Annotated in this window: 9 protein-coding genes; 4 read left to right on the top strand and 5 right to left on the bottom strand. The window is 55.7% G+C overall.

Features of this window, described 5'->3' with window-relative positions:
• Both iolE and iolB read left to right on the top strand, forming a co-directional pair.
• Positions 1-891, top strand: coding sequence for a myo-inosose-2 dehydratase (iolE, locus tag ACQG1Y_RS16485; RefSeq protein ID WP_368740548.1), 891 nt, complete (start codon positions 1-3; stop codon positions 889-891).
• 9 nt (positions 892-900) lie between these two features.
• Positions 901-1725, top strand: a complete 825-nt coding sequence (gene iolB / locus ACQG1Y_RS16480; protein WP_032654443.1) for a 5-deoxy-glucuronate isomerase — start codon at positions 901-903, stop codon at positions 1723-1725.
• A 339-nt stretch (positions 1726-2064) separates the two neighbouring features.
• Here the strand turns inward: iolB and ACQG1Y_RS16475 are convergent, their stop codons facing one another.
• Positions 2065-2253, bottom strand: a complete 189-nt coding sequence (locus ACQG1Y_RS16475) for a YfgG family protein (RefSeq protein WP_032654440.1) — start codon at positions 2251-2253, stop codon at positions 2065-2067.
• 349 nt (positions 2254-2602) lie between these two features.
• Here ACQG1Y_RS16475 and ACQG1Y_RS16470 point away from each other — a divergent pair, with 349 nt between their 5' ends.
• Positions 2603-4843 carry an EAL domain-containing protein gene (locus ACQG1Y_RS16470; protein WP_368740549.1) on the top strand — a complete coding sequence of 747 codons (2241 nt, stop codon included), beginning with the start codon at positions 2603-2605 and terminating at the stop codon, positions 4841-4843.
• A gap of 4 nt (positions 4844-4847) precedes the next feature.
• On the opposite strand, the gene ppx is transcribed toward ACQG1Y_RS16470, so the two are convergent.
• The 4 genes from ppx to purM form a co-directional block, all read right to left on the bottom strand.
• Positions 4848-6386, bottom strand: coding sequence for an exopolyphosphatase (ppx, locus tag ACQG1Y_RS16465; protein ID WP_003860570.1), 1539 nt, complete (start codon positions 6384-6386; stop codon positions 4848-4850).
• 3 nt (positions 6387-6389) lie between these two features.
• A complete protein-coding gene (gene ppk1, locus ACQG1Y_RS16460; protein ID WP_109937548.1) occupies positions 6390-8450 on the bottom strand; it encodes a polyphosphate kinase 1 in 2061 nt (686 codons plus the stop codon).
• Between the two features lie 228 nt (positions 8451-8678).
• Entirely contained in the window at positions 8679-9320 is a 642-nt protein-coding gene (gene purN, locus ACQG1Y_RS16455) for a phosphoribosylglycinamide formyltransferase (protein WP_039270209.1), read from the bottom strand.
• The gene (gene purM, locus ACQG1Y_RS16450; protein ID WP_017383509.1) at positions 9317-10354 is read right to left on the bottom strand and encodes a phosphoribosylformylglycinamidine cyclo-ligase; all 1038 of its coding nucleotides are present in this window, start codon (positions 10352-10354) and stop codon (positions 9317-9319) included. Before purM ends, purN begins: the two co-directional genes overlap by 4 nt.
• Before the next feature lie 266 nt (positions 10355-10620).
• Here purM and ACQG1Y_RS16445 point away from each other — a divergent pair, with 266 nt between their 5' ends.
• Positions 10621-12051, top strand: a complete 1431-nt coding sequence (locus tag ACQG1Y_RS16445; RefSeq protein WP_047726714.1) for a 6-phospho-beta-glucosidase — start codon at positions 10621-10623, stop codon at positions 12049-12051.
• Positions 12052-12166 lie beyond the last annotated feature (115 nt).

Genomic DNA, 12166 nt, shown 5'->3' with positions numbered 1-12166 from the left:
ATGAGTGTGCAATTAGGCATTAACCCGCTGACGTGGACGAACGACGATCTGCCTTCTCTCGGGGCGGAAACCTCGCTGGAGACCTGTCTGAGCGAAGGCAAAGCGGCAGGCTTTGCCGGTTTCGAGCTGGGGAACAAATTCCCGCGCGAAGCGCACCTGCTCGGCCCTGTTCTACAGCGCCACGACCTGCAGCTGGTTTCCGGCTGGTACTCCGGCCGCCTGCTGGAGCGCAGCGTGGAGGAGGAGATCGCCGCCGTGCAGCCGCACCTGACGCTGCTGCGCGAGTTGGGGGCGAAGGTGCTGGTCTTTGCGGAGGTGAGCGGCTGCATTCATGGCGAGCAGCAGACCCCGGTGCACCTGCGCCCGCGCTTCCCGCAGGCCCGCTGGAAAGAGTATGGCGAGAAGCTCACCGAATTTGCCCGCTACACCCAGCAGCAGGGCGTGCAGATTGCCTACCATCACCATATGGGCACAGTAATTGAGTCCGCTGAGGAAGTGGACAACCTGATGATCCACACCGGGGAGGCGGTCGGTTTGCTGCTGGATACCGGACATCTGACCTTTGCCGGGGCCGATCCGCTGGCGGTGGCGCAGCGCTGGGCGTCGCGCATCAACCACGTTCACTGCAAAGACGTGCGCGCCGACGTGCTGGCGGAGGTCAAAAACCGCAAAACCAGCTTCCTTGATGCGGTGCTGAGCGGCGTGTTTACCGTGCCGGGCGACGGCTGTGTGAATTACTCGCCCATCATGCGGCTGCTGAAAGCGCAGAATTATCACGGCTGGCTGGTGGTGGAGGCCGAGCAGGACCCGGCAATCGCCCATCCGCTTACCTATGCCCGACTGGGGTATAACAACCTGCACCGCCTGGCGCGCAATGCCGGACTTATTTGAGGAGGTGACATGTCACGTCTGTTATCACGCTGGCAACAGCCGAACGCGGAGGGGCGCACGCAGTCCGTTACGCCAGAAAGCGCTGACTGGGGGTATGTCGGCTTTGAAGCTTATGAGTTGCAGGAGGGGCAGCAGCTGACGCTGCCTGCTGTCAGCGAAGAGCGCTGTCTGGTGCTGGTTGCCGGTCGCGCTTCCATCAGCACCCCTTCCGCCCGGTTTAACGACATCGGCGAGCGGATGAGTCCGTTCGAGCGCATTAAGCCCTGGGCGGTTTACGTGACCCCACAGGAGACTGTAGAGGTGAAAGCGCTGACTAAGCTGGAGTTGGCCGTCTGCGCTGCGCCGGGCACAGGAGCGTATCCGACGCGGCTGATTGCCCCACAGGATATCGACGGCGAAGCGCGCGGTATGGGCCACAACCAGCGCTACGTGCACAACATCCTGCCAGAAGACAAACCTGCCGACAGCCTGCTGGTGGTGGAAGTGTGGACCAGTGAGGGCTGCACCAGCTCGTATCCCAGTCATAAGCACGACACCGATAACCCGTCGCAGGAGACGTACCTGGAAGAAACCTACTACCATCGTCTTAACCCTGCGCAGGGTTTCTGCATGCAGCGCGTCTACACCGACGACAGAACGCTGGATGAGTGTATGGCGGTCTATAACCGTGACGTGGTGATGGTGCCCAGGGGGTACCATCCTGTGGCAACGATGGCCGGGTATGACAGTTATTACCTCAACGTGATGGCCGGCCCGGTGCGCAAATGGATGTTTACGTGGGAGAAGGACCACGCATGGATTAACAGGAGTTATCCTGTAGATAACAGGCGCTGAAATCGGCTTTTCTTGTCGGGTGGCGCTGAGCCTACCCGACCTGCGAAACTTTGCCATCGCGCGCTCAGGTTCAGGATCATTCATCCGCTCACTCTTACTAACCACGAGCCATCCTGGTTTGTTATCCCACGCCACGTGAGTCACTTTTTCCCGACCCGACCCGCCATCTGACAGATAATCATTTTAGGTATCGGAGATAGTTGGCGGCTATCGCCAGTCCGGAAAAGACCCGCGTCAACCCGAGGTAAATCTGCGGTGATGACCATACCCGGTCGGATGAAATCGCTCGTACAAAAGGATTGCAGGCATTATTCGAATAGTGCAAAAACACCCGGTACGTTAGCGCTCGGGCGTTTCAACGCTAAGACTGGTTTGCTGCGACTGAATTTTGTCCTGATGGTGATACCAGGCGCCAATGGAGGAATAAACAAAGCGGCCAAAGAAAAACAGGAAACTGATAAGCAGTATGATGCGGGTCATCCGGGTGTTAAATCGATGTCGTTTTCGCATACGCGTAGCCTGACTCACTTTCTTTTCCTGAGTATACCCTTTTGGGCGATACGGCTATTAAGGCACAGCCGCAAGTCAGGGTCAATTCGGCGAAATGTAAAATAGCGTCAATGCTTACATTAATTTATGTTATTAAAAACAACGCTTTTATTTATCGCATTGATAATTACAGGAAAAATATTCAAAAAAAACGTGAAAAAGGTTTATTCAGATAAATTAATTTGATTTAGGTCAACCGCATCCCGTCGTTGCTATTTAAAATCCCTCCTCCACTGTGCTTGCCAGGAATTTCCAGGCAACGTGTACGTCAGGTTGGATGCCTGTCTTCATTTACCCTCTGGAGCGCAAGGGTTGTAAACGAGCATCTATGAATATTCACCACATCCTGAAGCAAAATAAAGACCGCTGGTGGGCACTTCCTCTTATTTTACCCGTCGTGTTACTCCCGGTGCTTAGTGTGGCTAATACCTTAACGCAGTTGGGCGACGGTATCGTTGCGCTCTATTATCTCCCGCTCTCCTTTTTGCTGACGCTGATGTTATTCTTTGGCCTGGAAGCCCTCCCCGGGGTGGTGGTGTCGCTGTTTTTACGTTATTACCCCTCCGTTGGGTTATTTGAAGCCATGGCCGGCATTCTGCATTTTATCGTTCCTCTGGTGCTCAGCTGGGGCGGTTATCGCGTATTTGCGCCCCGGCGCAATATGACCGCTTACGGTGACATACGCCTGATGGGGCAGCGTATTTTCTGGCAGGTGTTTTGCCCGGCAACGCTATTTCTGCTGCTGTTTCAGTTTGCGGTCTATCTCGGCGTCTATGAGAGCCGCCATAGCCTCGCAGGACTGAATCCCCTCAATATTCGGACCCTTATTAACTATCAGGGGCTGCTGGTGAGCGGGCTGACGGGCGTGCCGCTAAGCTACCTGCTGATCCGTCTGATACGTCATCCGCGCTATATCAAGGGACTGATGTCCCAGCTCCGCGCGCAAATAGACAAAAAGGTGACGGTCTTTGAGTTTGTGGTGTGGTTTATAGCCCTGGGCGGGTTGCTGGTCATGCTGCTGCTGCCTATGAATGCAAACAGTTCCATTTTCAGTACCAACTACACCTTGTCCCTGCTGATGCCCGTGATGCTCTGGGGGGCGATGCGCTTTGGCTACAAGCTGATGTCACTCATCTGGACGCCGGTCCTGCTGGTGTCGATTCACTTTTTTTATCACTACATTCCGGTGCAAGAGGGGTATGGCATTCAGCTGGCGATCACCTCATCCAGCTATCTGGTCTTTTCCTTCGTTGTGACGTACATGTCGATGCTGGCGACACGTCAGCGGGCCATCAATATTCGCTCCCGCAGTCAGGCTTTTCTCGATCCGGTGGTGCATATGCCCAACCTGCGGGCGCTGTCGCGCGAGCTGGCCAGTCATCCGTGGTCAGCGCTCTGTTTACTGCGCGTGCCCGAGCTGGAGGTGCTGGGACGCAATTACGGCGTGATGCTGCGGATCCAGTATAAACAGCAGCTGGCGCAATGGATAAACGGCACCCTTCAGCCCAATGAGCGAGTCTATCACCTCACCGGGTATGACATGGCGGTGCGTCTGGAGGCGGAGTCGCATCAACAGCGCATTGAAACGCTGGACGAGCATATCAAGCAGTTTGTTTTTATCTGGGATGGTATGCCGGTACAGCCTCAGGTCGGCGTGAGCTATTGCTATGTACGCTCACCCGTCAATCATCTCTATCTGGTGCTGGGGGAACTGGGTATCGTGGCCGATCTCTCCCTTTCTACCAACCACCCGGAAAATCTTCAGCAGCGCGGGGCTGTTCATTTGCAGCGTAGCCTGAAAGATAAGGTCGCGATGATGAGTCGTTTGCAGGCCGCGCTGGAGCAGGACGCTTTTACCCTGCTGGTTCAGCCTGTTCGCGGGCTGCGCGGTGATTGTTATCACGAGGTGCTGCTGCGAATGCGTGATGATAACGGGGCGCTGATCTTTCCCGAGCAGTTCCTGCCCATTGCACAGGAGTTTGGTTTATCGTCGCGTGTTGATTTATGGGTACTGGAGCATACGTTGAGTTTTCTGGCACAGCACCGCCAGCGTTTGCCGGGCCAGCGCTTTGCGATCAACCTCGCACCTTCTACCGCCTACCGGGCGCAGTTCCCGCTTGAAGTGAGCCGCCTGTTAGCCAAATACGCCGTTGAAGCGTGGCAGCTGATCTTTGAAGTGACCGAAAGCAGCGCCTTTGGTCATGCGGATCTGGCGGCGTCGACCCTCAGGAAATTACAAAAAATGGGCATCCGGATCGCCATTGATGATTTTGGCACGGGCTACGCCAGCTATGCGCGGTTAAAAAGCGTGGACGCAGACATTCTCAAAATCGACGGCGGTTTTATTCGCAATATTGTCAGCAACAGCCTGGATTACCAGATTGTGGCTTCCATTTGCCATCTGGCCCGGATGAAGAAAATGCTGGTGGTGGCGGAATATGTGGAAACGGAAGAGATACGTAGCGCGGTGCACGCGCTAGGTATCGATTATGTGCAGGGCTATTTGATTGGGTTGCCGGCTGAGCTTGATACGTTGCTCAACACGCAGCCTACTCAGGAGAGCGCCTGAGCCGTTACGCTGCCGCCTCAGAACTCTCTTCTTCAATCTTCAACAGCCAGCCGGTGACCGCTTCCCAGTACTGCTGCTCTTTTTCCAGATCCAGCAGCACCAGCGCGTTCTGGCTAAACCAGTCGTGCGGGAAGCTCAGCGTCCAGTGATAGTCATCCGTTTTTAGCTTCAGCGTCGGCGGCGTGGTGGTTGCCTGTCGCTGATTATTGAGCAACACGCCCAGGCGCAACAGCTGAATGAGCGGCAGGAACTGCTTTTTCTTAAATAACGTAAAGCGCGGCAGATCGTCGAGCTTGATGGCTTTGCGGTGATAGCGCACCAGCGTCGCCATCATGGTTTGCTGCTCCTGGTTGAAGCCAGGCAGATCGCTGTTTTGCAGAATATAGGCTGAATGGCGATGCATTCCGCTGTGGTTAATGTTCAGCCCCACCTCGTGCAACATGGCGGCCCATTTCAACAGCGCGGCCAGCTGCGGATGCGCCAGCTTCGGATTCTGCTCCTCCCACTGCTCGTACATCTGAACCGTGGTTTCAAGCACCCGTTTCGCCTGTTCGCGGTCGATGTTGTACTGGTTGGCCAGGCTCTGCGCGGTGCGGCTGCGAATATCCTGATGACGGAAACGGCCTTCCATCTCATACAGCACGCCTTCACGCAGGGCGCCGTCAGAGAGGCGCAGCTCTTTGATCGCCAGCGCGTCAAACACGCCGCAGAGGATCGCCAGCCCCGGTACGAACACGGCTTTACGTTCGTCGGACAGACCCGGCAAACTCAGGGCGTCGAAGCTCTTATGCTTAAGCACCTCTTCGGTGAGTTTCACCAGGCGCTCAGGCGTAATAAACCCGTCTTTTTCACCCATTGCCAGCAGCACTTCATGGGCCGCTTTAATCGAACCCGATGCGCCCAGCGCCACGTTCCAGCCCTGAATACGGTATTGCCAGGCCAGATTTTCCAGTTTTTGTACGGCGGCCATGCGCGCGCGCTGGAAGTTTTCGCGGGTGATGACGCCGCCCGGGAAATACATCTGCGCGAAGCTGACGCAGCCCATACGGCGGCTTTCCACCAGACGCGGCTCGAAGTCTTCACCAATCACCAGTTCCGTGGAGCCACCGCCGATATCAATCACCAGCTTGCGGCCTTTTTCCGGCTGCGTATGCTCCACGCCCATAAAAATCAGGCGCGCTTCTTCGTTACCGGAGATGATCTCAATCGGGTAGGGGATAACCTTTTCCGCGCGCTTAAGAAACTCCGGCGCGTTCAGCGCCTGGCGTAGCGTATGCGTCCCGACGATGCAGACGCTGGACGGCGAAAAGCCTTGCAGACGTTCTGCGAACAGCGACAGGCAGTTCAGCCCGCGCTCCATGGCCTCTTCGCTCAGCATGTTACGCGCGTCGAGACCATCGGCCAGATGCACACGCTGCTTCAGACGACCGATGATCTGCATCGCGCCATCCACCTCGCGGGCGATGACCATATGGAAACTGTTTGAGCCAAGATCGACCGCGGCGAACTCCTGCGGGCGTGGGGTATTATCGTTTATTGGCATAGGTTAATCGGATTGCTCAAGTGATTTAATGTAATCGTAAATCGCCAGCTGCGAGCGCACTTTACGGCGATTGCCGCGCGGTACATAGCGATTACTGAGTTCTTTGTCGATATAACGTGCTTTCACCGTATCGCTGAACAGGATCTCGATAATGTCCAGGATACGCTGCTTAAGGCGAGGATCCAGCAGCGGTGCCGCCACTTCAATACGGTAATCAATGTTACGCGTCATCCAGTCGGCGGACGAGAGGTATACGCGCTTATCACCGGCGTTATCGAAAATATAGACGCGATCGTGTTCAAGATAGCGATCCACAATGCTGATCACGCGGATATTGTCGCTGATGCCTTCCAGTTCCGGAATGAGCGAGCACATGCCGCGAATGAGCAGATTTACCGGAACGCCGGAGCTGGAGGCCGCGTACAGGCGGTCCACCAGCCCTTTGTCCACCAAATTGTTGAGCTTCAGCGTGATGCCGGACGACAAGCCGTTCTGCGCATTGGCAATCTCTTTATCGATCATATCGTACAGCAGGCGCCGTGAGTTCTGCGGTGACACCAGCAGATAATCGAAGCTCACCGGGCGGTACGGGTTCTCAATGAAGTTGAACACCCGACGCACTTCGTTGGTGATGCGGGCATCGGCAGTCAGCAGCGAATAGTCGGTGTAAATTCGCGCGGTTTTCTCGTTAAAGTTCCCGGTACCGATATGGGCGTAGCGCACCACGTCGTCGCCCTCTTTACGGGAGATCAGGAACAGCTTGGCGTGAATTTTCAGCCCTGGCGCGGAGAAGATGACGTGTACGCCCGCTTCCGTCAGTCGGCGCGCCCAGTGGATGTTGGCCTCCTCGTCGAAGCGAGCCTGGAGCTCAACCACCACGGTCACTTTCTTGCCGTTGTGCGCCGCGTGGATCATCGCATCGATGATACGGGAATCTTTCGCCACGCGATAAATGTTGATTTTGATCGCCAGCACGTTCGGATCGAACGAGGCCTGACGCAGCAATTCCAGCACGTGTTCAAAGGTGTGATACGGATAGTAGAGCAGCACATCCCGTTCGCGGATGGCGTCGAACCCGTTGCGGAACTTATCGAACCAGATATGGCGCAGGCGCGGCAGCGGTTTGTTCACCAGATTGGCCTTGCCGACGTTCGGGAAGCCAATGAAATCTTTAAAGTTGTGGTAACGCCCACCGGGGATAATGGAGTCGTAGCGGGAGATGGTCAGCTTATCGCGCAGCATCTCCACCATCGCGTCCGGCATATCGCGCTGATAGACAAACCGCACCGGCTCCGCCGTCAGGCGCTGCTTGAGGCTGGAAGACATCAGCTCCATCAGGCTGGCCTCCATCTCATGTACCAGATCGTACTCGGCGTCACGGGTCATCTTCATCGAGTAGGCGTTGAGCGCGTCGTAATCGAAGAAGCCTTTGAAGATATCGTCCAGGCAGTAGCGCAGGATGTTATCCAGCAGGATCATCGGCTTACGTCGGCGCGGGGTTTCCGGCGGCAGGTTTACAAAGCGTGGGACTTTATCAGACGGTATTTCCAGCAACGCGTAGTTAATGGTCTCACCACGAATGATTTCTACCGCCAGATAGGTGTAATCATCTTTCAGGAACTGCACCAGATCGGTTTCACGGTTGATCAGAATCGGGGTAATGTGCTGGCGCAGATAATGTTTGAAATAGTGGCGCAGCCAGTTTTGCTGATTCACGGAGAGCTGGCGTTCGTTGATCAGGAAGATTTGGTTGCGTGCCATTTCCAGCAGCAGCTCGTTATAGAGGCCATCAAATTCCTGATCGGCTTTCATGACGCGAGACTGGATTTTTCCAAGCAGATGCCGCGAGTGGGAGTTTAAGCCCTGTTCTTCGCTGATAATGATTCGGCGTTTCAGTTCGGCGAAGCGAACCTTGTAGAACTCATCCAGATTGTTGGAATAGATGCCTAAAAAACGCATACGTTCAATCAGCGGGTTGCTTTTATCGGCCGCTTCCTGAAGTACACGTTCGTTGAATGCTAACCAGCTTAGCTCTTTCTCGATGTATAACTTTTCCTGACCCATTACAGCTCACACTCCAGTTCAATCACAGGACGTGGTAAATCCGTCTCGTCCTTATTATGGCGAGCATTTCCACGATATGTCCAACAGTGCCAGAAAAGTATGACAGTTATTTTTTTGTTGGGGAATTTAGAGGGTTGGGGGAGGGGGTGTCGGGTGGCGCTGCGCTTACCACGACCTACGGGACCGTAGGCCCGTGCAAGCGAAGCGCCGCCGGGCAATTCAAACAGACTACTCTTCAGCCGCATAACCCTGCGGGGGCAACTTCACGCCGTCCAGCCAGGCTGCGCCGTTGCGCATCTCCAGACGTCCATCGACAAACCAGCTTACCACCAGCGGATAAATGGCGTGTTCCTGCGTCTGCACACGTTCGGTCACGTCGTCTTCGTTGTCGCCGTCAAAGACCGGTACTTTTGCCTGCAAAATGACCGGACCGCCGTCCAGCTCGTCGGTGACGAAATGCACGGAGGTACCATGCTCCTCATCGCCGTTTTCCAGCACCTGACGATGGGTGTGCAGACCGGGGTATTTTGGCAGCAGGGAAGGGTGGATATTGAGCAGTCGTCCTGCGAAGTGTTCGACAAATGCCGGGCTCAGGATGCGCATGTAGCCTGCCAGCACCACCACGTCAGGTGCGTAGGCGTCAATCTCCTGCACCAGCTCACGGTCAAAGGCTTCACGCCCGGCGAACTGGCTGGCTTCCAGCGCGTGCGCAGGAATGTTCGCTTCCCGCGCGCGCTCAAGGCCGAACGCATCGGCCTTGTTGCTGAATACTGCCCGAATGGTGCCATTGATTTTCTTCTGTTTGCAGGCGTCTATGATTGCCTGCAAATTGCTTCCGTTGCCGGAAATGAGCACCACGATGTTTTTCATTCAATGACCACACGCTGTTCGGAATCGGAAGCTTTAATCGTACCGATTTTCCACGCGTTTTCACCTTTTTCTGTCAGCAGCTTAACCGCTTTATCCGCTTCGCTGGCGGGCAGGGCGATAACCATGCCCACGCCGCAGTTAAAGGTGCGGTACATTTCGTGAGAGCTCACGTTGCCTGCGGTTTGCAGCCAGTTGAAGACGGACGGCCACTGCCATGAGGATGCGTCGATCACCGCCTGGGTATTGTCCGGCAGCACGCGCGGAATGTTTTCCCAGAAGCCGCCGCCGGTGAGGTGAGCGATGGCGTGCACGTCAACGTTCTCAATCAGCTCCAGCACGTTTTTCACGTAGATGCGGGTCGGGGCCAGCAGGTGATCGGCCAGCGGTTTGCCGTCCAGCTCGGTGGTCAGCGGGTCGCAACCGCTCACTTCGAGGATTTTACGCACCAGAGAGTAGCCGTTGGAGTGCGGACCGCTGGAGGCCAGCGCAACCAGCACATCGCCGTCAGCCACTTTGCTGCCGTCGATAATTTCTGATTTTTCTACCACGCCGACGCAGAAGCCTGCGACGTCATAATCTTCCCCGTGATACATGCCAGGCATTTCCGCGGTTTCACCGCCGACCAGCGCACAGCCGGATTGCAGGCAGCCTTCGGCGATACCGTTAATGACGCTGGCTGCGGTATCTACGTCCAGCTTGCCGGTCGCGTAGTAATCGAGGAAGAACAGCGGCTCGGCGCCCTGTACCACCAGGTCGTTGACGCACATCGCCACCAGATCGATACCAATCGTATCGTGACGCTTAAGATCCATCGCCAGGCGCAGTTTTGTACCGACACCATCCGTACCCGAGACCAGCACAGGTTCACGATATTTTTGCGGCAGCGCGCACAGTGCGCCGAATCCACCCAGGCCACCCATCACTTCCGGGCGGCGGGTTTTTTTCACCACACCTTTGATTCGGTCAACCAGCGCATTACCTGCGTCAATATCAACACCGGCATCTTTGTAGCTGAGAGAAGTTTTGTTGGTCACGGCTTAAATCCCCACGCGATTGCATAGCTAGTAAGAAAAATCGGCGCAATTCTAACAGTCCAGGCAAACGTTTGCGAGCCTATTCTCGGCGCGAGGATCTTTTTTTCTGTGCGGGCTGTCCAGGGCAACAAACTTGACTCTGTTCACGAAAATGAAACCGGTTTCGGCGATCTGCTTGCAACGGCTATCCCCTTTGCACATCATCAAACTGAAACCGGTTTCTGTAACTGTTTTTGCAGAAAATAACGCAGAATGAGGGATAGCGAATGTCAGGATTTAAAGCAGGTTTTCTGTGGGGTGGGGCCGTTGCGGCGCACCAGCTCGAAGGCGGCTGGAAAGAGGGCGGCAAGGGCGTGAGCGTTGCCGATGTCATGACGGCAGGCGCCCACGGGGTACCGCGTGAAATCACCAACGGCGTGCTGGAGGGGAAAAATTACCCAAACCACGAAGCCATCGACTTCTATCACCGCTATAAAGAAGACATCAAACTCTTTGCCGAGATGGGGTTCAAATGCTTCCGCACCTCCATCGCCTGGACGCGTATCTTCCCGAAAGGCGACGAGCTGGAGCCGAACGAAGCGGGACTCAAATTCTATGACGATCTTTTTGACGAGTGCCTGAAGCACGGCATCGAGCCGGTGATCACGCTTTCCCACTTCGAGATGCCTTTCCACCTGGTGACGGAATACGGCGGCTGGCGCAACCGTAAGCTGATCGACTTCTTTGTTCGCTTCGCGAAGGTCGTTTTTGAGCGCTACCAGCATAAAGTGAAGTACTGGATGACCTTTAACGAGATCAACAACCAGGCCAACTTCCACGAAGACTTTGCGCCGTTTACCAACTCCGGGCTGAAATATGCGCCGGGAGAAGATCGCGAGCCGGTGATGTTCCAGGCGGCGCACTATGAGCTGGTGGCCAGTGCCCTGGCGGTGAAGGCGGGGCGCGAGATCAACCCGTCGCTGCAAATCGGCTGCATGATTGCCATGTGCCCCATCTATCCGCTGACCTGTGCCCCGGACGATATGATGATGGCGATGAACGCCATGCATCGTCGCTACTGGTTCACCGACGTTCACGTGCGCGGCAAGTATCCGCAGCATCTGCTCAACTACTTTGAACGTCGCGGCTTCGCGCTGGATATCACCGAAGAAGATAAAGTGGCGCTGACGCAGGGCTGCGTGGATTACATCGGGTTCAGCTACTACATGTCTTTTGCCACCAAAGCGACCGCGGACAACCCGCTGCTGGACTACGACGAGAGCAAGAGCCTGGTCTCTAACCCGTACGTGCAGAAATCGGACTGGGGCTGGCAGATCGATCCTGTCGGGCTGCGCTACTCTCTGAACTGGTTCTGGGATCACTATCAGCTGCCATTGTTTATCGTTGAGAACGGCTTTGGCGCGATCGACGTGCAGGAGAGCGACGGCACGGTGAACGACCAGTACCGCATCGACTACCTTTCCGCGCACATCCGCGAGATGAAAAAAGCGGTGGTGGAAGACGGCGTAGATCTGATGGGCTACACGCCGTGGGGCTGTATCGACCTGGTCTCTGCCGGCACCGGCGAGATGAAAAAACGCTACGGCTTTATCTTTGTCGATAAAGATAACGAAGGTAACGGCACGCTGAACCGCAGCAAGAAGAAATCGTTCGACTGGTATAAGCAGGTGATTGCCAGCAACGGCGATAACCTGTAATTGTCGGGTGGCGCTAACGCTTACCCGACCTACACTACACGTAGGCCCGCGTAAGCGCAGCGCCACCCGGCAGAATCCCGCACCCAAGCCGGAGCTTCGCCTCCGGTTTTTTTGT

Source organism: Enterobacter cloacae complex sp. 397G4 (assembly GCF_050031515.1).
GTDB lineage: Bacteria > Pseudomonadota > Gammaproteobacteria > Enterobacterales > Enterobacteriaceae > Enterobacter > Enterobacter hormaechei_C.
Note: the sequence above shows the minus strand (reverse complement) of the source record. Positions and strands in the feature narration are given on the sequence as shown.